Genomic DNA, 24,455 nt, shown 5'->3' with positions numbered 1-24,455 from the left:
ATGTCGCGCCCCAAGTCTGCGTTCGCGTGTGCGCTGGCGGTGCTCGCCGCACTGAGCGCTTGTGAGCGGCGCAATCAGGGGATCTCGGCCGAGAACGCCGGGATCTACTTCCCGGCGGCGCTGACGCTCGACCCGCGGGTCCCGGAGGACGCGACGGCGCGGTGGTTGTTCGTCGCCAACGCCAACAGCAACCTGGCCTACAACGCCGGCTCGCTGGTGGCCGTCGATCTCGACCGATTCTTCGACGCGTGGATGAACTGCCCGAAGCTGTGCCTGCACAAGGTCGACGACGGCACGTGCAGCGCGGCCGCCAAGGAGGATCCGTGCGGGATCCGGGCCAGCGTGCAGGACATCGGCGCCGACGTCGACGCCGAGACGCCGTGTCGACACGCGGCGTTCCGCCCGCAGGTGATCGAGTGCGAGGACACGCAGGTGATCGCGCACGTCGACGTCGACGGCGACGACGAGGCCGACAAGCCGCTGTCGGTGCGCATGGGCAGCTTCATCACGGCGCTGGCGGGCTGGAACCGGAGCGCCAAGGAGGCGCTGTTGCTGGCGACGGTCAAGGCCGACCCGAGCGTCACGTGGATCGAGCTGCGCGGCGGCCTCGAGCCGTTCGACCCGAAGCGACCGCTGGCGCCGACCGACCTGTCGTTCGAGTGCGGGCAGGGCACCACTGACCTGTTCGACTCGGGCCGCTGCGCCCGCTCGGGCGACGACTCGCACGCGCTGCGCTACCCCTTCGACGACGGCGACAACGCCCGCATCGGGCCCGAGCCGTCGAACATCCTGGTGTCGAAGCTGCGTCACTGGGCGTTCGTGACGTTCGCGACCACGCCCGAGGTGGTGCTGATCGACCTGGCGTTCCCGGTCGGCGGGCAGCTGCCGGCCAACCCGGACGCGACCGGCGGCGAGGAGACGACGTCGAGCACGTCGAGCACGTCGAGCACCGGGGACACGTCGACGACGGACGCGACGACGGACGCGACGACGACGGACGCGACGACGACCGACGCGAGCGGCACGTCGACGACCGGCGCGCCGCCCGAGCCCGAGCCGGTGCCGCCGGGGACGAAGCCGATGATCGTCGACGCGCGGTCGGTGTTCCTGATCGGCGACTCGTTCGGCGGCGGCGGCTGGGGGATGGCCGAAAGGCCATGTGTGCCCGGCAGCGCGGAGGTGCCGAACGTGACGAAGGTGCCGGTCGACGCCGAGGGCGAGCCGGTCGACTGCGGGCGCCCGCTGATCTACAGCAGCTTCCGCACCGGGCTGTTCTTCGCCCGCCTCACTCCGGACGAGGCGCTGCCGACCGAGGACCAGGTGTGCATCGGCGACCCGCGGCTCGACGCCGAGGGCAACCCGATCGACGCCGAGGGCAACCGCATCGACGCGCCCGAGCCGGTCCTGGAGGGCGAGCCGGGCGCGCTGCTGTGCACGCCGCAGATCTTCTCGGCCGGGTTCACGTCGGCGGTCGGCTTCACGGTGCCGCAGGGCTCGGGGCAGATGGGCGACATCGCCTTCTCGCGCGACGGCCGGCGGCTGTTCGCGGTGCAGAGCAGCCCGGGCGCGCTGCTGTTCGTCGACACCAGCGTCGATGCGCGCGGCGAGACGCGCGACGAGTCGGCCGGTCTGGTCGAGCTGTGCAGCGGGCCGAGTCGCATGGCGCTGTTCGAGGACGGCGCCAACGAGTACGCGGCGGTGTCGTGCCCGACGCCGGGCGAGGTGTTCATCGTCGACCTGTCCGGCTTCCGCGTGGTCGCCAACGTGGCCACCGGCGCCGGCCCGCACCCGGTCGTCGTCGACCGGGCGCGGCAGCTGCTCTACGTCGGCAACACCCTCGACGCCACCGTCAGCGTGATCGACATCGCCCGCGACCGCCCGACGCGCTTCGCCGAGATCGCCCGCGTCGGCCTGCAAACGCCCTACAAGCGCTAGTTCGATGACCCGCCGCCCCGCCCACACGCGTGTGAACTTCACGGCCCTCGCCGCGCTCGTCGTGCTCGCCGCGGGCGGGACGAGCTGCGGCAACCGCCAGAACCAGGTCATCCCCAACCGCGTGCTCGACCGTCCGCTGGACGTCGCGCTGGCGTGCGTCCGCAGGGAGACCAACGGGGACCTCGTCCCGCAGTCGCTCGAGCAGTGCTCCGACGCGGTGGCCGAGTCGGTGTGCGGCGACCTGCGGCTGGTCGGCTTCGTCGCCAACTCGGAGCGCAACGACATTGCGATGTTCAGCCGCTGCTCCGGCTCGGTCATCGACATGAACATCGGCGCCCCGGGGCCGCAGCTCATCAGCGCCGGCGAGGTGCCGTCGAGCATGACGGCGACTACCGGCCTGCAGTCGGGCTGCTTCGCAGTGTCCGGCAACCTCGGCAGCTGCGACCTCAGCGTGCTCGACGTCACCGGCCTGGCCTCGTACGCGTTCGAGGAGCCGCCCGAGGACGACCCGGCGGCCTACGTGTCGACGGTGGTTCCGCGCCGGGCCGACGGCACGCCGCTCGGGGCGCGACCGGGCCAGGTGCTGTCGGTGCCGCCCGACCTGAGCAACAGCGGCGACCCGCGGCAGGGCTGCGACCCGGCCAACCCCGGCAGCGTGTACGTCACGTTCCCGTCGTGCCAGCTGATCGCGGAGGTCGACCTGCGGACGCAGCGGATCCTCCAGAGCCGTCAGTTCGTCCGCGACCCGAACAACGACGCGATCACGGTGGTCGACACCGGCGCCGATCCGGTGTGCCCGATCGACTGCGCCGAGCAGTTCGAGGATCCCGACTACGCCGACGCTCTGGCGAGCGCGCCCACCGGCGACCCGGAGGGCATGTACCCGCTGGCGATGGCGCTCGTGACCCCGCCCGGCGATGCGACCGGCTGCGTCGACGAGGCCGACCTGCAGATCCAGGACGTGTCGCTGTACGTCGGCGGGCTCGGGTCCGACAACATTTACGAGATCCGCTACGACGGCAAGTCGTGGACCGACGACCCGCTCGAGTTCGAGTTGCCGGACGCGCAGGGCATCTCGGCGATCCGCCCGACGCCGCCGATGATGATGGCGAGCGGCCCGGACACGTTCGACCCGTATCAGTTCCTCTACGTGATCGCCGGCGACGGCTCGACCCGCGTGGTGCAGCGCGACTTCAGCGTCAACCGCACGGAGCTCGGCAGCGAGTGCGACACGCAGGTCGACCCGACGGTGGTGACGAACACTGCGTGCCATCCGGCGGAGTTCCCCGGCGAGAACCCGCCCGACCGGCGGCCGTTCGCGCGAGGGCCGGGGATCCGCGGGCCCAACGGCTCGCTCATCACCGACTGGACGTTCCAGAAGTGGTACTCGGCGAACGAGGTGACCGCGGCCGGCGGCAGCGCCGATCGCTGCCCGTCGGCCAGCGCCGACACCGTCGACGCGTCGGCCGAGGGGCGCGTGATCTCGTCGCCGTTCACCGGCCCCGGCGTGGTCGGCGTGGCGTCGACCAGCTTCGGTCGCCTGGTGTTCGGCGTGTTCGACCAGTTCCAGGGCCGTCGCGGCGTCAGCGATACCTACGACTTCCTCGGGATCATGGACGCCTACGTGCCGCCGCACTCGCTGTGGCCGAACGTCGACCCGACGCTGCCGACGACCGCGATCGAGTCGCTGCCGCGCATGGAGGACAAGGTCCCCGATCGCCTGCTGCCGACCGGGCTCGCCGACTCGACGGTGACGCGCACGCTGTCGCCGAGCTTGCGTCGGATCGACCGCGCCTACGAGACGCGCGTCGCCTGCGACGACGACAACGACTGCGACGACGTCCGTTGCCTCAAGGGCGAGGGCGAGAACTCCGGCTTCTGCGAGCAGATCGGCCCGGCCCTGTCGCCACCGGTGTCCGAGCGCGAGCAGGACCGCCTGGCCAAGACCGAAGAAGACGACGACGTCATGGCGTCGGGCCTCTACGAGAACGACGTCGTGCGCGCGGTCGTGCGTGACTACGCGGCCTGGGTGAGCGGCACCTGGAATCTGTTCTGGGAGGGCGAGATCCCCGGCACCACGAGCACGAGCGGTCAGCTGATGTGCGAGGAGCCGGGCTGGGCCGGCGGCACGTGCCTCAGCACCACGGCCGGCGACACGCGCCTGGTCGACAAGACGGCCCAGTTCTGCGAGCGCGGCGTGCTCGGCGGCGACAAGCTGTTCATCCTCGGCTGCAACGAGGACCCCGACTGCGGCGCCGGCCAGTACTGCTTGCTCGATCCGCAGGCGCCGGCGGGCTCGCCCGGCCTGTGCGTGTCCGAGGTGTCGTACGGCGCGTCGCGCGAGGAGCTGCTGCAGATCTGCCGGCCATTCCTGCGCGACGACTGCGGCGCGGCGCGGCGCGAGTGGGCGATCACGCGGGCGTTCCAGCAGGAGCTGTGGCTGCAGGTGCTCGACCGACCGGTCGACTCGTACGTGATGATGCGGCCGGAGGGGACGAGCGCGTCGTCGCCGGTCACCGAGGAGGAGCGCGAGGCGCTGTGCCGCGGCGACCACGTGGAGGGTCGCACCGTCGACGGCGAGTCGACCTGCGCGCGGCTCTCCGAGGAGCCGAACTGCGGCCAGGACGGGGCCCTCCCGTGCTGCTCGCCGGACTACGGGTTCATCGGCGACCCCGGCTTCATCGAGTGCGAGAGCCGCCTGTCCTGCGGGCCAGCTCAGCCCGACAACGGCTGCAACACCCACGCCGACTGCGCGGCGCTGACGCCCGACTATCCGCTGTGCCTCGACGGCCTGTGCAAGCGCCCGTGCGGGCCCGACGAGGACTGCGGGCTGACGGCGTTGCCGGGGCCGGAGTGCTTCCGCGAGCTCATCCGCTACCAGGTGCTGGCTCGCAACAGCTTCATCGTCCGCGGGCCGTACGACTTCTTGCCGCAGAAGGTGAAGGCCGACCCGGAGTCGAACGAGTGCTACGAGGATCCGGAGGTCTCGAACCTGCTGACGAGCCGGATCCGCCTCGGCGAGGACGAGGCCGACATGCGCCAGAACTCGCTGTGGCCGATCCCCAGCTGCCCCGCGGGCGGCGAGCAGCCGGACGGGGCGGCGCCGAACCCCTGCTTCATCGACGTCGAGCGGCCGGCCACGCTGGACAGCAACACGCCGAACGCGATCTACCACTTCTTCAAGTACGGCCCGGCCGACGACGGCCAGCGCCCGGTCCCGGCGATCCGCTACAGCAACCCGATGATGAGCCTGGTGCTCGACCTGACGAGCCTGCTCGATCTCTCCGCGCCGATCCCGGGCACCGACGACGCGCTCTGGCCGGCCGAGTTCGCCGAGTTCAAGCGCTCGCGGATCCCCGGCCGCGCCCGTGAGTCGTTCGGGACCAAGGCGGGGTATGCGCCCTATGACGCAAACGTGGTCACGGCCAGCGTGACGCTGACCGGCCCGACCCGGGTCGTAAACGCGCCCGAGCTGTCGACCGTGTACGTGGTCGACAGCGCGGGTGGCACGACCCGCGGGCAGGTCGTCCGCGTGACCCTCGCCGGCGGCCAGGTTCAGCCCGACGTCAAGTTCTTGGTCCGCTAGGAACGCCGGCCCGGCGGTCCCCGCGGGCGCGTCCGGGCGGGAGTACCGCCGTTCGGCCGGCGGGGCCTGGGGGCATGCAGCAGCGCGGTGAGGCTTGGGGGGGCCCCGGCACTTGCGTTACCATCAGCGCCGCGGTGCCGCAGTTCAAGATCAAGTTCGGGGGGCGCACCTTGTCCCTCCCCACTGGGTCCCACCTGGTCGGGCGCATGAGCGACTGCTTCTTCACGCTCGACGACGACCTGACCTCGCGCTACCACGCGCGCCTGCACGTGTCCGCCAACGAGCTGCAGGTCGAGGATCTCGACAGCAGCAACGGCACGTTCCTCAACGGCCAGCGCCTGCCGGGTCGCGTGAAGACGCAGCTGGTCCACGGCGACAACCTCAAGATCGGCCGCGAGGTCATCGCCATCATCAGCGACGGCAGCCAGGCGCCGGTCGACGATCCGATGGACAGCCTGCGCAAGACCATCGGCCCGCACGAGGAGACCCAGTTCCCCTCGCTGATCAGCCAGCTGGTCCAGAAGAGCCTCAACATGGGCAAGATCAAGGAGGCCGAGCGCTACGCGCTCGCGCTGACCAATCAGCTCATGGGCTCGAGCGTGCCGGTCGACCACCCCACCGCGAAGTCGTGCGTGGTGTGCCTGATCGCCCTGGCCCAAAAGTCATCCTCGGGCGTGTGGCTCGACCGCGTGTTCCGCCTGCACGCCGTCCACGGCTGGCTCATGCCCGACGAGATCATCGAGCAGCTCCGCGGCGCGCTCGATCGGATCACCCGGATCCCCGGCACCGGCCTCGAGGACTACGAGCGCACGCTGCGAGAGATGGCTCGCGACGGCGTCGACGTGCCCCGCGGCCTGATGTCGACGATCGCCGAGTTCAGCGACGCGTTCGGCGGGCCCTGAGCCTGCTGCTCGCTCGCTCGATGTCTGGCGGGTGAGCTGTGCGTTGCGTGGGCGCTCGTGCTGCTGGCATCGAGCGTTGTGCGTCGACGCGACGAGGGTCCGGATCTCACGGATCGCGGACGAGCCGGACGAAGCTGCGACGAGCGTGGCGAGGCGGTGACGTGCGAGCAGTCGAAGTTGCGGCGAGCACTGCGAGCGGGCGGGGCAGACTTCGGGTTGCAGCGGGGGCCTTCGGGAGAGGCGGCCGTGCAGAGTGCGAGCGCGGTGACGAGGGGGGGCGGAGCCATCAACCTGGCCGAGAGGCCATGTTGATGGGCCTTCGTCGAGATGGAGCGTGATGCGGTAAGCAGAACTCGGCGCGACTGGAGACCCGTGACAAGTCCCGACATCGACGCGCCGCTCGGAGCTCCGAGCATCTTTATGCCCGAGCGCGGGAGGCGGTCGCGCAGCGCGAGCGGAGTGCGGGAGGACCTTTATGCCCGAGCGCGGGAGGCGGTCGCGCAGAGCGAGTGGAGCGCGGGAGGACCTTTATGCCCGAGTGCGGGAGGGCGGTCGCGCAGCGCGAGCGGAGCGCGGGAGGACCTTTATGCCCGAGTGCGGGAGGGCGGTCGCGCAGCGCGAGCGGAGTGCGGGAGGAGGGGACAGGGCAGCAATCGACCTGGCCCCGCGGCCAGGTACGAGGCCTCCGCCGAACGCGCGAGCTCGCAGGGCTCGCCGCGACTGGAGACCGCGCAAGCGACGTCCTGGGATCGCTTTCCTTGTGACGGATGGTGGGGACGCCGCTGGTGCTCAGGACATGTCCTCACGGACATGTCGTTGTCAGCGCCCGGCGCTACCGCCACGCGAGCGGCGAGCGTCCGCGTCGCTGCATGCGCCTGTTCTCGATGGGCCGACGCCGGCTCAAGAGCACGCACAGATGCGGGCTCAGGAGCGCCTGCCGCGTCCTTGCGCCGACGCGGGCTCAGGAGTGCATGCGCTTCTTCTTGCGCCGGCGCCGACGCGGGGCCGCGGGCTCGTCCTCTTCGACGGCGGGCGGTGGCGGTGGCGGCGGTTCGTCGTCGGCGAAGTCGAGGTCGCTGGCGAGCGGGGGCAGGCCGAGGCGCTCGCGGCGGGCGTCGCTGAGCTGGAAGAAGTTGGCGAGCTCCTCGAGCACGGCGAAGCGCAGCTCGTGGTCGAACTGCTCGGCGGAGCGGGCCAGACGCACGAGGTTGCGGCGGTAGATCGCCAGGCCCGTCAGCTCGGGCGGCTCGTCGTCGCCGCCGCCGCGGGTCGCCAGGCTGAGCGCGCTGATCCGCGGATCGACGCCCTCGAGCACCAGCTCGAGCGAGGGCACCTCGTGGACGAGGAGCACCAGCGCGGCGCGCCGCTGACCGAGCTCGCGCAGGGTCTCGTCGGGGCAGCTGCTGAGGATCTGCACGACCTTGCGGTGGAGCTGCGCGGGGCTCGGCAACCACTTCGGCGGGGCGTGCTGCTGGTCGAGCCGGTACACCCGCAAGGCCGCGTGGCAGGCGGCGCGCGCGTCGCCGCGGGCGTACTCGGCCTCGCTCAGCAGGTGCCAGGCGTCGCCGTTGTTGGGGAAGCGCTCGGCCGCGGCGCGCAGGGCCGGCAGCGCCGACTCGGGCGCGCCGAGGTCGAGCCACAACCGGCACATGCGCAGGATGAACTGCAGCACCCGGTGGACCTGAGCGCTGCGCTCCTCCTCGTCGAGCGGCTCGCCGTCCTCGTCCTCGTCGAGCTCGGCGACGGCGGCCTCGGCGGCCTCGGCGGCCTCCGCGGCCTCGGTCTCCTCCGCGTCCGCGTCGGCGTCGTTGCGCTCCTCGCTGTCCTCGCGCGCGGTCGGCCGGCGGCGGCGACGCTTGACCCCGCCGTCGAGCTCGGTCTCGGTCTGCGACGCGGATGAACTCAAGGACATGTCCTCTTCGCCCTGTTCGGCGTCGCCGGCCTCGATCGAGGCGCGCAGGATCGCGGCGAACAGCGGGTGCTCGCGCAGGGCGTCGAGGCGCGCGCGCGCCTCCTCGTCGCGCCCGAGCGAGACCAGGCACTCGGCGCCGAGCAGCTCGAGGTCGAGGGCGTCGATGGCGCTGACCGCCTCGACGCCGAGGCCGTCGTCGCAGAACTGCAGCGCGCGGGCGGCGTCGCCGAGGTCGAACAGGGCGATCTGGGCCGCGGCGGCGTACGGCTCGAAGTAGTCGGGATCGAGCTCGATGGCCTGGTCGTACCAGCGCAGGCTCTCGACGGGATCGCCCTCCGCGAGGGCGATCGCGCCGAGCAGCACCGCGGCGTCCGGGGCGTCGGGGCGGATCCGCTGGGCCTGCAGCGCAGACTGGCGCGCCGCCTCGTAGTCGGCGCGATCGAGCAGAGACCACCCGCGGTCGAGGTGGGCCGCGTAACGGCTGGTCTCGCCGAAGCCGGAGTCGTCGAGGTCTTCCCCGTCGCCGATCGACATGGTCCGCTTCGTATAGCACGGCGTGCCGTGGTTCGGACGGCGCTCGCGCGCGGCCGAGTTCGGCGCGGACGCATGGCCGATTGCTTGGGCCCGTCGACGCGCCCGGCGTATGCTCGCCAGCCATGAGCCGATTGCCCGCACGATTGCGACCGGGTGCGCCGGGCCCTGGCCCCCACAAGTTGCTCGGAGGCCCGCTCGGGCGAGCGCTCCTTCACACTGCGGTGGTGGTCGCCGTGCTCGGCGCCTGTCGTGGATCGCAGGCCGTCGGTCCGGCGGGACAGGCGACCCGCGCCGTCGATCCCGGCCGCGTCGATCCGGCGTTCCAGGGCGAGTGGGACGCCGTGCAGGCCGCTCACGAGAAAGACCCGTCCGGCCCCGCGGTGGTCGAAGCGGCCGATCGTCTGCTCGCCCGCGATCCGCCGCTCAACCTCCGCCTGGCCGCGCAACAGTTGAAGGCCAACGCCAACCTCGAGCGCGGTGACTACGCGGCGGCGCTGGCGTCGGCGCGCGCGGGCCTCGACGATGTCTCGAAGGCCCGCGCGCAGGGGATCGATCTCGCCCCGGCAGAGCGCGAGCTGGCCGAAGACCTCGGCCGCACGCGTGCGCTCGCCGAAGCGGAGGTCGGGGATCCTCAAGCCGCATTGCAGGCCATCTCCGCCGCGACCAAGGGCGACCGCGGTCCAGATCTCCTCGCCGCCACCGCGCGAGCGCGCGAGCGACTCGGCGATCGGGCGGGCGCGACGCTGGCCTACGCGCAGTGGCGCGAGCTCGTGCCCGACGGCAGCGCCGCCGCCGCTCTCGCCGAGGCCCGCATGCGCGAGCAGTGGCGCGGCCTCGACGCGACCGCGCTCGAGGAGGCCGCGCGCAAGGCCGCCGGGACCGCGGCCGCGCAGTGCCTGCTCGTGCGGGCGGGCCGGAGCGCGCCAGCGGGTGCACCGGCGTGGGTCAGCGGCTGCCAGGTCGCGAGCACCGGCGGGCCGCCGCGGATCGGGCTGCTCCTGCCGCGCTCGGGCAAGTTCGCCGGGCTGGCCGATGTCCAGCTGGCGGCCGCGACCGCAGCGGTGCGGGTGCTCGCAGGTCCGGCGGGCAGCAACCTGCAGGTGGCGTGGGAGGACGCCGGCTCGAGCCCGGCCGAGGCCAAGCAAGCGGCGGCGGCGCTGCTGGCGTCCGGGGCCTCGGTGCTGGTCGGCCCGGTCGGCCCCGGCAACGTCGAGGCCGCCGCCGAGGTCGCCGCCGCCAGCGGCGGCCGGGTCCGGCTGGTAGTCCCGGGCGAGGGCGCAGGCCAAGTCTCCGGCGTGGCGCCGACGATCGAGGCCCGCGCCGCGGCGCTGGCCCAGGCGGTGGGCCGCGCGAACCGCACCACCGCGGTGATCCTCGCACCCGACAACGCGTACGGGAAACGCGCCGTGGCCGCCTTCGAGAAATCACTTCCGAAAATGGGAGTGAAATCGTTGAAAACAATCTATTATCCTGCCAACACGACCAGCTTCAGCAAGGTCCTGGAGCCGGTCCGCTCGAGCCTCAAGACCGCGGCCGTCCTGATCCCCGATCAGCTCGGGCGGGTCGAGCTGGTGGTGCGGCAGATGGTCCGGGACGGCGTCGTCATCGACCGCCCCAAGCAACCGGGCGTGCCCGTGCTGTCGACCGCGGAGGGCTGCTCGCCCGCGGCGATCGGCCCCGGTCACGAGGTGCTGGAGGGCGTCCTGGTGGCGCCGGTGGGCTGGGAGACGCCGGAGGCGGCCGAGTTCACCGAGGCGTACACGGCGATGGAAGGCGAGGCGCCGCCGGATCAGGCCTGGCTGGTCTACCGCGCCGTCGCCCAGGCCTGGGCCGGCGCCGAGGCTGCGCCCCCTCCCGCGGCGGCCGTGCTCAGGGTAGAAAGCGGTCGCTTTGTCGCGACCGAATCGGCCGTCTCGCTCACTCCCGCGGAGCGCCCCCAGGGCCGCTGACGCGCGCTCTTCAGGCCGTTCCGAGCCCTCGCGCGGCGGCGAGGCCCGCGGGCGCCACGGCGCGCCGGCTGAGCCCGGTCGAGGCCCGCGCGGCCCGCAAAGCTCGTCGCCGCGACAGCGAGGCGGCGGGCGCCCGGAAGGCGCCTCCGGGGGTCGTCCGACGGGTGCATCGGGCTCGCGGGACGCCGACGCGCGGCTCGGCGAGGGCTCGCGGGGGCCGCGTGCAGGGGATGGGCCCGGCGGCGACCGGCGCGGGCCTTCGGTCAGCCGCGACGACTACCTCGTGCCGGGTGAGCGAGCCGTGGTCGAGCTCTTGCGCGGCGCTCCTGGGCGGGTCCGGCGGATCCTCGCGCTCCCGGGGCACGAGCTCGAGCTGCGGCGGCACATCTCGCCCGGCGTCACGATCGATGTCTGTACACCGGACGCGATCGCCGCGGTGATCTCGCCGGAGCTGGCGCGCGGGGTGGTGGCGATCGCCCGCCCGCCGCGCGCCTGGGACCTTGAGGAACTACTCGAAGTCAAACCACCCAAAGGTGCGAAACAACTGATTGTTGCGCTCGATGGTGTGCAGGATCCGCACAACCTCGGGGCGATCGTCCGGAGCGCCGAATTCTTCGGGGCGACCGGGGTGTTCTGGGCGCGCGACCGGTCGGTGGCGGTGACGCCCACGGTGGTGCGCGCGTCGGCGGGGGCGACCGAGAGGTTGCCGCTGTGTCAGGTGACCAACCTGGCGCGCGCGCTGGCGCGGGCGAAGGAGGTCGGCTTCTGGGTGGTCGGCACGGTTGCCGAGGCCGGCGCGGACCTGCGCCGCCTGGCCGCGGACGGCATGCCGGACCAACTCGTGCTCGTGCTCGGCAGCGAGGGGGCGGGCCTGCGCCGGTTGACTCGCGACTCCTGTGATTTTCTTGCGACCATCCCGGGCGCGGGCGGAGTCGCGTCGCTCAACGTCTCCGCTGCGGCCGCGGTGGCGCTCGCGACCCTCTGCACGCCGGCTCCGGCCGAGACCCCGATCGAGCGGGACGGCGGGTGAATCCGGGGGCGTCCGAGTCGCGCCGCGATCTCGCGGCGGGACTGCATTAGGACCTAGCGGAGGCCGCAAATCTTCGCCACCCTATGGCAGCCTTCGCATGCCGCTCGCACGGCGGACGCCCCCCCGTGGCGTCGCCCCTTGAGGCTTTCTATGTCCGAACTCCGCTCCGTCCTGTTTCAGTTCCTGACCCAACCGTCTGACCCGGCACGGCGCAGTGAACTCGCCGCGTCGCTGGCATCGGTCGACCTGGCGGCGGCGCGCGCCGAGGCCAAGCAGGACCCCGGCTCCGGGGACGCCGCCGCGAAGGTGATGGGCCGCATGATCCTCGACGGCGCCAGCAACGAGGAGGTCGTCGAGGCCGCGAAGCTGGCGGCCCAGAAAGCTCCGCGCGAGGGTGCGGGCAACGACGTGGCCCTGCTCGCGGGCGTGGTGGTGTGGCGGCTGTCCGGCCAGTCGGCCCAGGCCGAGCCTTACTTCCGCCGGGTCCGCCGCAACGAGCCCGCCAACCCCCAGATCCTCGCCTTTTATCGCGAGATGTTCTCGGCCGACGCCGACGCGAGCCAGCTCATGCAGGTGCTGGTACAGGCGCGTCGCTCGCTGAAGAAGGAAGACACCGACCAGCGCTTCGCCCTGGCCCACGAGATGGCCGACCTCGCGGAGAAGAAGCTCGGCAGCATCGACCGGGCGATCGAGGTCTGGCGCTCGGTGCTGCGGGAGGACGGCTACGACCCGCGGGCCGCCAAGGCGCTCGAGCGGCTGTACCGCGAGGGCCAGAAGTGGACGGCGCTGGTCGAGCTGCTGAAGGAAGAGTTCGACCGCGTGGCCGACCGGCCGGAGAACCGCGACGAGCGGATCACGCGGCTGCTCGAGATCGCCGAGCTGTACCGCGACGCGCTGCGCCTCGACGCGATGGCGCTGGCGACCCTGCAGCGGATCCTCGAGATCAACCCGCGCCACGCCGCCACCATCAAGGCGCTGGCCGACACCTACGGCGCGTCCGGCCGCTGGAACGACCTGCTCACCGTCTACGGCCGCCTGCTGGACGCCGCGCGGAACGAGAAGGACGTCCCGCGCCAGGTCGACATGCTGCGCCGGATCTCCAACATCTGGGTCGACCAGCTCGACAACACCAGCAAGGGTATGGAGCCGCTGCACGAGGCGCTGCGCCTCGCGCCGGACGACCGCGAGACCCGCGACGCGCTGGCCCGGATCCACGAGCTGCGCAAGGACTGGCGCGCGCTCATCGACCTGCGGAAGGACGAGCTGGCCAGCGCCAGCGGCGAGCGGGCCTGCGAGCTCCGGATCGCCCTGGCCCGGATCGCCGAGGAGAAGCTGAACGACCGCGCAGAGGCGATCGCAGGCTGGCGCGAGGTGCTCGCGCAGCACGGCGACGTCGAGGAGGCCTTCGTCGCGCTGATCGACCTCTACGAGCGCGAGGGCCGGTGGTCCGAGGCGGCCGACATCCTGCGGCGGCAGATCGACGCCGCCGCGGCCCCGGTCCGCAAGGTCGAGCTGCTCGGCCGTCTGGCGCATCTCCAGGCCGATCGGCTGGGCCAGCCCGAGGCGGCGATCGAGACCTGGGCGGCGGTCGCTCGCCTCGACCCGAGCCACCACGAGGCCAGCACCGCGCTGCGCGAGGCCTACGTGTCCGCCGGCCGCTGGGACGATCTGGTGGCGCTGTACGAGGCGCAAGGCCGCCTCGGCGAGGTGCTCGACGTGCTCTACGCCGCGGCCGACCAACTCGCCGACGAGGAGCCGAAGATCGCGCTCTACCAGCGGATCGCCGGCCTCGCGCGCGACCGCCTGAACGCGCCCGAGCGCGGGCTCGCGGCGCTCGAGCGGGTGCTCGCGCTGCGCCCGACCGACCTGGCGGTGGCCCGCGAGCTGCTGCCGATCTACCGCGAGCAGGGCGCCTGGACCCGCATGCTGGCGGCCTACGAGGTGCTGCTGGCCGGCGCGGCCGACGACGACGACCGCCTCGAGCTGATCGCGGTGATGCGCGACATCGCCCTACAGAAGCTGAACGACCCGAAGCAGGCGCTGCAGTGGGCGGCGCGGGCCTACGAGCTGCGCCCGACCGACGGGGTGCTGCGCGCCGGGCTCGAGGCCGCGGCCGGGCGGGCCGACGGTTGGTCCGAGCTGAGCGCGATCTACGAGCGCCGGATCGCCGCGGCCGACTGCGACAACGCCGAGCGGCTCGAGCTGCTCGACAAGCTGGCGACGATCGCCCGCGAGCGCCTGGGCGAGCCGCTCGAGGCGCAGCGGTTCTTCCGCCAGATCCTCGACCTCGATCCGGCCAACAAGGTGGCCCACGCGGCGCTCGAGGAGATCTACACCGCGACCTCGCGCTGGGCCGACCTCGCCGGCGTGTTCCTCACGCGGCTGTCGGTCACCAAGGAGAACAACGTGCGCCTGCCGCTGCTGCGCCGCGTCGGCGCGCTGCAGGAGCACAAGGTCGGCGACCTCGACGCCGCGATCGAGACCTACCGCGAGATCCTCGGCCTCGCCGCCGGCGACAACGAGGCCCTCGACGCGCTGACCCGGCTCTACCGCGCCCGCGGGCGCTGGGCCGAGCTGGCCGAGGTGCTGCAGCGCCGGCTCGACTCGGGCGACCTCGGCAACGACCAGATCTCGGTGCTGTTCGAGTTGTCGCAGCTGCACGCGACCCGCCTGCTCAACTCGCAGAAGGCGATCGCCGGCTTCCTGCAGATCCTCGACTTCGAGCCCGATCACTTGCCGACGATCGACGCCCTCGAGGTGCTGCGCCGCTTCGACCCGTCGAGCGCGCTCGCCATCATGCGCGGCCTGCTGCCGTACTACCGCAGCGTCCACGACCACGGTCGCGAGGCCGAGGCGATGGAGGTCATCACCATGGCCGAGCCCGACGCCGCCGTGCGGGCGAACCAGCTGGCCAGCCTGGCCACGCTGTACGGCCAGATGGAGGGCCGCCGCGGCGACGCGCTGCGGGTCCGCCGCGAGCTGTTCGTGATGAACCCCGAGGACGCCGCGCTGCGCGGCGAGGTCGAGCGGACCGGCCGCGAGCTGCAGCGCATGGACCTGGTCGCCAGCGCGTACGGGCAGATCCTGCAGAACATGCGCCGGGCCGAGGAGGCCGCCGACGCCGAGGGGCGCCAGGTGTCGAAGGAGCACCAGGCGCTCTACAAGGACCTGCTGCTGGCCCGCGCGGTCGCCCTGCGCGACGATCTCCAGCAGTACGACGAGGCCGAGGCCGCGTTCGCCGAGCTGCTCGACCGCGACGAGAGCCACGAGACGGCCTACCACGCGCTCGACGACCTGCTGACCCGCCGCGGCGCCCACGGCGAGCTGCTCAAGCTCTACCGCCGCCGCGCCGACATCGTCCTCGACGCCGCCGAGCAGAAGCGCCTGCTCGAGAAGATCATCGCCATCGCCCGCGACGTGCTGAACGACCGCGAGGTCGCGACCCGCACCGCCGAGGAGCTGCTCGACCTCGTGCCCGAGGACCTCGGCGCGATGGCGACGGTGGCCGGCATGTACGAGTTCAGCGAGCGCCAGGACGACCACTACGCGCTCGAGGAGCTGCTCGGCCGCTGGGCCGAGCGCGTCGAGGACGACGCCGAGCGCCACGACCTGGCCGCCCGGCGCGCCGGGCTGCGCATGGACAAGCTGAGCGACGCCTACGGCGCGGTCGATCTGCTGCAAGGAGTGATCGTCGCCGACCCGAACCACGAGGCGGCGCGCAAGCTGCTCGAGCGCCTGCTCGACCACCCCGAGGTCCAGCTCCAGGTCGCCAACCTGCTCGAGCCGATCTACACCGCGATCAAGGACCACGGCGCGCAGGTGAGGGTGCTGCGCGTGCGCCGGGCCCAGGCCGAGTCGCTCGGCTCGACCGACGCCGCCACCGCGCACCTCCTCGAGATCGCCCGCATCGAAGAGAACGAGCTCGGCGACGCCGAGGCCGCGTTCGCGGCGGTGCGCGAGGCCTACTTGCTCGACCCGCGCCGCGCCGACGCGCGCACCGAGCTGCAGCGCCTCGGCGTCGAGCTCGAGAAGCAGCGCGAGCTCGTCGAGGTGTGGCAGCAGGCGCTCGCCAAGCTGCCCGACAACAACTCGAAGATCGAGCTGCTGTCACGGATCGCGGTCGTGCTCGACGCTCACCTCGACGACCGCGACGGCGCGCGCAAGGCCTACGCCGACCTGCTCGCGCTCGAGCCGGCGGACGTCGACCTGGCCAAGCGGGCCACGCTGGCGCTGACCCGGCTGCACCGCGCGGCCGGCGACGCGAAGGCGCTGGTCGAGGGCCTGCGCGGCCTCCTGCGCTACATCGACAAGGACGCCGAGCAGGTCCGGATCCTGCTCGAGATCGCCGAGCTGCACGCCGACAAGCTCGAGGACCTCAAGGGCGCCGCGTCGACCTACGTCGAGGTCCTCGACATCGACCCCGGCAACTTCCAGGCGCTCGACGCCCTCGAGCGGATCTACGTCGACGGTGGCGAGTGGGAGGCGCTGTGTCGCGTGCTGCGCCAGCGCGTGATGAGCACCGACGACCCGTTCGAGCAGGCCCGCCTGTGGCGCAAGGTCGGCGAGATCCAGCGCGACCACCTGAGCGATCCGCACCAGGCGATCGAGGCGTTCCAGTGGATCGTCGACCTCGCCGTCGCGCCGAAGGAGACGCAGGCCGCGCTCGATGCGATCGTCCGCCTCAACATCGAGCTCGAGCGCTGGCCCGACGCGGAGGAGGGCCTGCGCCGCCTGATCGCCCTCGCCACCGACGACGAGCGCAAGGCCGAGCTGCTCGGCCGCGCCGCCGAGGTCGTCGGCGAGAAGCTCGGCCGCTACGCCGACGCCACCGACCTGCTCGAGGAGGTGCTGCGCCTCGACCCGCGCGACCAGCGGGCCCGCGCCACCCTGACCGAGTACCTGTCGCGCGACGAGATCCGCGACCGCGTGATCGCGGTGCTGTATCCGCTCTACGAGTCGGAGCAGAACTGGCGCGCGCTGCTCGACCTCGAGGAGCGGCAGGCCCGTCATCAGCCGGCCGGTCGCAACCGCATGCTCGCGCTGCTGCAGGTCGCCCGCACCCACGAGGAGCGGCTCAGCGATCCCGGGCGGTCCTTCGAGGTGCTGGTCGACTCGCTGGCCGAGGCCGGCGAGCAGGAAGAGATCGTCGAGGTGCTCGACCGCATCGACCGCCTCGGCAACGAGCTCGGCCGCCACGAGGAGGTCCATGACGCCTACCTCAAGCACGTCGACAACGTCAGCAGCTCGACGGTCGCGCACCGCATGCTCGGCTCGATCGGCCGCATCGCCCGCGTGCTCGGCCGCAACGACTCGGCCCGCCGCGCCTACGAGCGCCTGTTCGACGCCAGCCCGGCCGACATCGCCGCGGCCGAGGCGCTCGAGCAGGTGCTGCTCGAGGAGGGCGACTTCTCCGCGCTGGCCGAGCTGCTGGTCCGCCGGGCCGACCGCAGCGACAGCGACCTGGTGCGCGACGCGTTCCTGATCCGCGCGGCCGAGCTGCACCGCACCAAGCTCGACCGCCTCGAGGACGCGATCGACCTGTACCAAAAGACATCCGCCGCCGCGCAGCGCGGCGACGAGGTCCAGGCGGTGCTCGGGCCGCTGTACGAGAAGACCGAGCGCTGGGGCGACCTGGCGGAGTTCCTGCGCCGGCGGCTCGAGGGTCTGTCGGGGCGCGAGCTGGTCGACACTCACCTGCGTCTGGCCCAGCTCTACCGCGAGCAGCTCGGCGACCTCAGCGAGGGCCTGCGGCAGTTCGCCGAGGCGCTCAAGGCCGACCCCGACTACGTCGTCGGCACCGAGCAGCTGGGGCGCTACATGGCCGACGAAGACCTCCGCCCGCAGGTCATCGCTCAGCTCGAGCCGGTGTTTACCGCCGTCGGCGACTGGCCGCGCCTGATCCAGATCCAGGAGCTGCGCCTGCTCGAGGCCGGCGACGACCTCCACACCCGGATCCCGATCCTCCTGAAGATCGCCCGGATCTACGAGGACCAGATCGAGGCCCTCGAGGGCGCCTTCACCACCGCCGGCCGCGCCTTCGCCGAGGCCCCGACCGACCGCAGCGTCCGCGAGCTGCTGAACCGCCTGGCCCACGCGCTGGGCCGCGTCGAGGACCTGGCGCAGCTCTACACCAAGTACGCCGAGGACAACGCCGACGACGAGGGCGACGAGACGCTGGCGATCGTGCGCGAGGCCGCCGAGCTGTGGTCGGTGGCGCTCGGCCAGCCGCGCCGCGCGGTGCCGCTGTACCAGCGCCTCATCGAGGCCCGCCCCGACGACCGCACGGTGTTCCCGGCGCTCGAGGTGGCGCTGACGCAGGCCGAGATGTACCCCGAGCTGGCGACTGCCTACTGGCACGAGGCCGACACCTCGCTCGACGAGGAGCGGCAGCTCGAGGTGCTGCAGCGCCTGGCCGAGCTGTCGCTCGGGATCCTCGACGACGCGGACCAGGCGATCCGCGCCTACCGCCGCGTGCTCGAGGCCCAGCCCGATCACGAGGCCGCGCGCTCGCGGCTCGAGCGGGTCTACGCCGAGCGCGAGCGCTGGGACGACCTCATCGAGCTGCTGCGCGAGCGGCTGGTCCGCACCGAGTCGCCCGGCGAGCGCGAGGTGGTCCTGCTCAACATCGCCGACCTGCAAGAGGGGCGGCTCGCCAGCGTCGACGCGGCGCTCGACACCGTCGAGACGCTGCTGACCGAGCAGCCGGCCAACTACGGCGCGGTCGGGGCGCTCGAGCGCATGGCCGAGGCCCACGACGCCCAGCGGGTGCGGATCTTCGCGGTCCTGCGCCCGATCTACGAGGCGACCGGCAACACGATGCGCCTCATCGCGGTCGACGAGTGGCAGCTGACGCAGACCGAAGACCCGGCGCAGCGCCACCAGATCTACCGCGAGATCGCGGCCTACTACGGCGGCCTCGACCAGGGCCAGGCGTACGCGTTCCGCACCCTTGCGCGCGCGCTCGCCGAGCCCGGCCCGGCCGGGGTGCTCGAGTCGCTCGACGCCGAGATCCAGCAGATCGCGCGCACTCACGGCTGGCTCGACGAGCTGCGCCAGGCGCTGCTGATGGCCGCCGAGGCCGAGACGCTGCAGTCCGACGCCGACCGCCGGGTCTCGCTCGAGCTGCAGGCCGCGCAGATCGCCATCGACATCGGCGACAACTTCGGCGCCGCCGGTACTTTGCGACATGCCCTCGAGGTCATGCCCGATCAGCCAGAGGTGCTCGCGCTCCTCGACGAGGCGCTGGCCGGGCTGGCCGACTTCGAGGGCCTGCGCGGGGTGCTCGAGCGCCGCGTCGCCGTGTCCGAGGACGACGAGGACCGGATCGTCCTGCTGCGCCGCCTGGCCCGCCTGGTCGAGGAGGGCCTCGGCCAGCCGGAGGCCGCCGAGGGCGTGTGGCAGCGGATCCTCGACATCGAGCCCAACAGCACCGACGCGATGAACCGCCTGCGCCGGCTGTACGCCGCCCGCGGCGCCTACGACCTGCTGATCGCGGTCATCGGCCGCCAGATCGACGCGGCCGACGACCCCGCGGTCCGCACCGCGCTGCGCAAGGAGCTGGCCAAGATCCATCGGGAGGCCCGCTCCGACCGCGAGGCGGAGATCGACGCGCTGCGGCAGCTGCTGCTCGACGCGCCCGAGGACGACGAGGCGCTGGGGATGCTCGCCGCGGCCCTGCTGGCGCAGGACCTCCACCGCGAGGCCGGCGACGTGATCCTCGAGCGCGCCGCGATCGCGCCGAGCCGCGAGCGGCGGGTCGGCCTGCTGCTCGAGGTGGCGCGGCTGCACATCGGCCCGATCGCCGACTCGGTCGGGGCGATGGCCCACTACGAGTCGGTGTTCCAGGTGACGCCGGGGCACTCCGAGGCGATCGGCGACCTGATGCGGCTGGTCCGCGACAAGGCCAGCTCCGACGCCGCGGCCGCGCTGGTCATCCCGCAGCTCGAGCAGATCGGGCGCTGGGGCGACCTCGCCGAGGTCTACAAGGCCCGCTCCGAGCTGACCGAGGATCCGGCCGAGGCCGCCGAGGCGCTGCGCCAGCTGGCCAAGATCCGCTACGAGCGGCTCAACGATCCGCGGGGCAGCCTCGAGGCCTCCAACCTGCTGCTCGACCGCGTCGCCGCCGACGAGATGCGACCTGTCCTCGAGTACACGGCGCGCCTGTCTGTCCTTTTGGACAGGGCCGAGGAGCACGTCGAGTCGCTGGCGCGGCGGGCCGCGGTCGAGACGCTCGACCCGGCGGCGCGCCTGCTCGTCGCCCAGTCGGCGGCCGGCATGGCCGAGGAGATCCTCGGCGACCGCGCGCGCGCGCTCGGCCTGCTGGCGGCGATGCTCGACGCCGGGATCGCCGACGAGGCGACCGCGCGGCACATCGAGCGCCTGGCCCGCGCCGGCGGCGAGAAGCGCCTGCTGGCCCGGGCCCTGCGCGAGTCGGCCAAGCTGGCCCTCGGGCAAGCCGGCCGCGCCGACATCCTGGTGCGGCTCGGCGACGCCGAGTTCGACACCGGCGAGCTCACCGGCGCGACCGAGGCCTACCGCGACGCGCTCGACGAGCGGCCCGGCTTCGCCGGCGCGGTGGCCGGGCTCGAGCGCGTGCTCGACCGGCTGCAGAAGACCGGCGCCGAGGTCGGTCCGTCGCTCATCGAGCCGCTCGAGAACTCGTACCACCTGGCCGGCAACCGGCCGGGCCTGGCCAAGCTGGCGCGGCTGCGCCTGCAGAGCGCGACCGGGGCCGACCGCGCCGCCGCGCTCGAGAACCTCGGCCGCCTGGTCGACGAGGGCGGCGGGTCGCCGGACGAGGCGCTCGAGGCGTGGGGCAACCTGCTGCAGCTCGACGCGGCGCACCCGCTGGCGATCGAGCGGGTGGTCGCGCTGGCCGGCAACAAGCAGCTGCTGATCAAGGCGGTGCAGTTCATGGCGGGGGCGATCGACGCCGCCCGCGAGGACTCGCGCTCGTGCAGCCAGCTCTGCATCGAGACGACCAAGATCCTGCTCCGCGACCTGCGCCAGTACAACGCGGCCCTGCGCGCGCTGGCGCCGGTGCTGGCCGAGAACCCCGACAGCCTCGAGGGGCTCGAGCTGCAGATCATGGCCTCGCGCGCGGCCGGCGAGCTGCCGACGCTGCACGACTCGCTGGTCCGCTACGCCCGCCTGGCGAGCAACCCGGACCTGTCGATCCCGCTGCTGCAGGAGGCGGCCAACGTCGCCGAGGCTCAGGCCGAGCCGATCACGGCGATCGCAGACCTGCGGGCGCTGCTCGAGTTCGACCAGAGCCACGAGTGGGCGTGGACGCGGCTGCTGCAGCTGCTCGAGGCGACGCAGGACGTCGACGGCCTGATCGCCGCGCTCGATCAGCGGATCACCATCACCGCCGACGACACCGAGCGCCGCACGCTGCGGCTCAAGCTGGCCCACCTGCAGGTCGAGGTCGGCAAGACCGACGAGGCCGTCACCATCTACAACGACATGCTCGGGGCCAGGCCCGACGACCTGCAGGCGATGCAGGAGCTCGAGAACCTGCAGCGCCGGCTCGGTAACTGGCGCGAGGTCCGGGACGTGCTCGAGCGCAAGCTCGACCTGCTGCAGGCGGGCCAGCGCGTGCCGGTGCTCGAGGAGATGGCGGTGCTGTCGGAGGAGAAGCTCGACGACGTCGACGAGGCGATCGAGCGTCACCGCCGGCTGTTGCTGGAGGCGCCGCGGCACACGCCGAGCCTGGTCGCCTTGTGGCGGCTCTACGAGGGCGCCGAGAAGTGGGAGGACCTCTCGCAGCTGCTCGAGCAGTTCCTGGCGGTCCTGCGCGAGGTCGGCGGCGTCGACCAGCGGCGCGAGGTCGGCCTGCGGCTGGCCGAGCTGTACTCGGAGCGCCTCGGCGAGGCCGAGAAGGCGCGCGAGCTGCTGAACGAGCTGCTGCAGACCGACCCCAACTCGGTCCCGGCGCTGATGGCCCTGGCCGCGGTCGAGGAGCAGCAGGGCAACGACGCGGCGATGCAGGAGCTGCTGCAGCGCGCCGCGGCCCTGCAGCCGCAGGGGACCGTCGGCGCCGACCTGCAGCTGCGCCTGGCGCGGCTGGCCGAGACGCCGGAGAAGCAGCGCGAGCACCTCGAGATGGCGCTCCACCTGCACCCGGCCAACATCGAGGCGGCGCGGACGTTGCTCGAGCTCAGCCGCAAGGAGGGCTACTGGGAGCAGGTCGCGTACCTGCTGGCGCTCCTGGCCAGCTACGCCGCCGGCGACGAGCAGCGCAAGCTGATCATCGAGCGCGTCGACCTGCTGGTCGAGAAGGTCGGCGACATCGAGGAGGCCCTGCGCGCGCTGGCCCCGGTCTACGAGGTCGTCCAGGACGACGTCGAGATCAACCGCCGGATCGCCGACGCGCTGTTCGTCAGCGGCCGCTTCGAGGACGCGGGCGGCATGTACGCCTGGTTGGTCCAGGTCGCCTCGGCCCAGCCGAAGAAGACCAAGCTGCTCGCGCACTACCTGACTCGCATGGCCCGGATCGCCCTGGCCAGCGAGACGCCCGACATGAAGGCCGCCCTCGACAAGCTCAAGGACGCCTACAAGATCGACACCACCAACGCCGAGACCATGGTGCTCCTCACCGACGTCTACGCCCACCAGAACTCGTGGGACGACTCGCTCAAGCTGGCGCGCGCGATGCTGCTGCAGAACGTCGACCAGTCGGGCATGGTCCGCCGCGGCGACATCTACCTCCGCCTCGCCAACGCGCACCTGGGGCTGAAGGAGACGTCGAAGGCGCTGTCGATGCTCCGCCGCGGGCTCGAGGAGGACCCGGAGCACCCGGAGCTCGGCAACAAGATCCGGGAGATCCAGGCCGCCGGCTGAGCCGCGCCGGGCGACGGGCCGCGCGCCCGTCGCCCGTGTCCGTTCGGACAGGTCTCGAAGCACAGGGCGCGAAGGACAGGAACCAGGGGACATGCCCGTACGGATCGGCGACCGCGACCTCGCCGCGCCCAAGGGCCACACGGCCGGGACGCACCGCACGCGCAGCCCGGCCGCGACGCTGGCGGCCTACCGCCCGTTGATGCCGCGGCTCGGGATCACCCGCCTCGCCGACGTCACCGGGCTCGACGTCGTCGGCGTGCCGGTGGTCCAGGCGGTCCGCCCGAACGCGCGCTCGGTCAGCGTGTCGCAGGGCAAGGGCGCCGACCGCGAGGCCGCGGCCGCGTCGGCGTTGATGGAGGCGATCGAGGCCTGGCACGGCGAGCGCGTGGCGGTGCCCCTTCGCTGGGAGCGGGCGGCGGCGCTGCGCCGCGAGGGCCACGCGGTCGTCGACCTGCACGCGCTGCCGCGCCGCGAAGGCGCCGAGGTGCGCGACGACCTGCCGCTGCTGTGGTGCCTCGGCTGGGACCTGCTGGCCGGGCGACCGACGTGGGTGCCGCACGCGTGCGTGAGCGTCGACTTCGTCCGCGACCCGCGCGAGCCGCTGCCGCCGTTCATCGAGAGCACGAGCGGGCTGGCCTCCGGCAACCACCTGCTCGAGGCGGTGGTCCACGCGCTGTGCGAGCTGATCGAGCGCGACGCGACCGCGCTGGCGCCGATCGAGGTCGACGACGCGCGGCGCGTCGACCTCGCCGCGGTCGGCGACCCGAGCTGCCGCGAGGTGCTCGCGCGGCTGCACGCGGCGGAGATCGAGGTCGGCGCCGTCGACATCACGTCCGATCTCGGGGTGCCGACCTACGCCTGCCGGATCGTCGACCGCCCCGGCGCGCCGCGCTGGGCCGCGCGCGGGGGCTGCGGCGGCTACGGGGCCCACCTCGACCCGGCGGTGGCGCTGCTGCGTGCGCTGACCGAGGCGGTGCAGAGCCGCTTGACGCTGATCGCCGGCAGCCGCGACGACCTGTCCCTGAAGACATACGAGGCCTTCACCGATCCGCAGGCCGGCGCCGACGAGGCCGCCGCGCTGGCCGGGTCGCGGCCGCAGCGGGCGCTCGGCCCGAGCCTGGCGACGGGCAGCTTCGACGAGGACCTCGAGCTGCTGCTCGCACGGGTGCGCGCGGCCGGGTGCAGCAGCGCGGTGGTGGTCGATCTGACGCGCGAAGAGATCGGGGTGCCGGTGGCGCGGGTGGTAGTACCTGGCCTCGAGGGCAGGTTTGCGGGCATGGCCCCGGGCCCGCGGGCGCTGGCGGCCGGCTGAGCCGAGGCGCTCGGACCGGATGGCGCTCCTCCGAGCGAGCGACGAGTCGACGAGTGTCTCGAGGGACATGTCGGAGCGAAGCTCCAGCTAGGGATTGAGGCGAGGGGGCGATCCTCGGAGCGAGCGGCCAGTCGACGAGGTGTCTCAAGGAACATGTCGGCACGACGCTCGGGCGGAGGCCCCGCGGCGATGAGGCCGGGCGATGGAGCGAGAGTCGGAGCGAGCGGCAGCCCGACAGAGTGTCTCAAGGGACATGTCGGGACGAGCCCGCGGCGATGGGGCCGAGGGGGGGTGATCCTCGGAGCGAGCGGCGGTCCACGGGTGTCTCAAGGGACATGTCGGAACCACCCGGGCGGAGGCCCGCGGCGACGGGGGCCGGCCGAGAGCGAAATCCGCGGCGTTCGCCGGCGACGCTCCGGAGCCGCGGCGGTTCGGGCGTGCGCGCGAGCGGCG

At 72.8% G+C, this 24,455-nt stretch carries 8 protein-coding genes; 7 read left to right on the top strand and 1 reads right to left on the bottom strand.

Annotation, left to right across the window (positions count from 1 at the left end):
• From O0S08_RS27335 to O0S08_RS27325, 3 genes are all read left to right on the top strand, one after another.
• Complete coding sequence (locus O0S08_RS27335) at positions 1-1,935, top strand: YncE family protein (protein ID WP_269032242.1); 1,935 nt, start codon at positions 1-3, stop codon at positions 1,933-1,935.
• A gap of 4 nt (positions 1,936-1,939) precedes the next feature.
• Complete coding sequence (locus O0S08_RS27330) at positions 1,940-5,521, top strand: hypothetical protein (protein ID WP_269032241.1); 3,582 nt, start codon at positions 1,940-1,942, stop codon at positions 5,519-5,521.
• A 134-nt stretch (positions 5,522-5,655) separates the two neighbouring features.
• Complete coding sequence (locus O0S08_RS27325) at positions 5,656-6,423, top strand: FHA domain-containing protein (protein WP_269032240.1); 768 nt, start codon at positions 5,656-5,658, stop codon at positions 6,421-6,423.
• 961 nt (positions 6,424-7,384) lie between these two features.
• On the opposite strand, the gene O0S08_RS27320 is transcribed toward O0S08_RS27325, so the two are convergent.
• Positions 7,385-8,869 (bottom strand): tetratricopeptide repeat protein, encoded by a 1,485-nt coding sequence (locus O0S08_RS27320; RefSeq protein WP_269032238.1) that lies wholly within the window; start codon positions 8,867-8,869, stop codon positions 7,385-7,387.
• A gap of 122 nt (positions 8,870-8,991) precedes the next feature.
• Between O0S08_RS27320 and O0S08_RS27315 the strand changes: the two genes are divergently transcribed.
• The 4 genes from O0S08_RS27315 to O0S08_RS27300 all read left to right on the top strand — a co-directional run bounded on the left by O0S08_RS27315 (position 8,992) and on the right by O0S08_RS27300 (position 24,002).
• Positions 8,992-10,818 carry an ABC transporter substrate-binding protein gene (locus O0S08_RS27315; protein WP_269032237.1) on the top strand — a complete coding sequence of 609 codons (1,827 nt, stop codon included), beginning with the start codon at positions 8,992-8,994 and terminating at the stop codon, positions 10,816-10,818.
• 301 nt (positions 10,819-11,119) lie between these two features.
• Positions 11,120-11,848, top strand: a complete 729-nt coding sequence (gene rlmB / locus O0S08_RS27310; protein WP_269032236.1) for a 23S rRNA (guanosine(2251)-2'-O)-methyltransferase RlmB — start codon at positions 11,120-11,122, stop codon at positions 11,846-11,848.
• Between the two features lie 150 nt (positions 11,849-11,998).
• On the top strand, positions 11,999-22,690 hold the full coding sequence (locus O0S08_RS27305) for a tetratricopeptide repeat protein (RefSeq protein WP_269032235.1): 10,692 nt from the start codon (positions 11,999-12,001) through the stop codon (positions 22,688-22,690).
• A 91-nt stretch (positions 22,691-22,781) separates the two neighbouring features.
• Positions 22,782-24,002: a YcaO-like family protein gene (locus O0S08_RS27300; protein WP_269032234.1), complete on the top strand. Its 1,221-nt coding sequence runs from the start codon at positions 22,782-22,784 to the stop codon at positions 24,000-24,002.
• The last annotated feature ends 453 nt before the right edge of the window (positions 24,003-24,455 follow it).

Origin of the sequence: Nannocystis punicea (genome assembly GCF_026965555.1) — a bacterium.
GTDB classification, from domain to species: domain Bacteria; phylum Myxococcota_A; class Polyangia; order Nannocystales; family Nannocystaceae; genus Nannocystis; species Nannocystis punicea.
The sequence above is the reverse complement of the archived record's forward strand: the minus strand, read 5'-3'. Positions and strand labels throughout refer to the sequence as shown.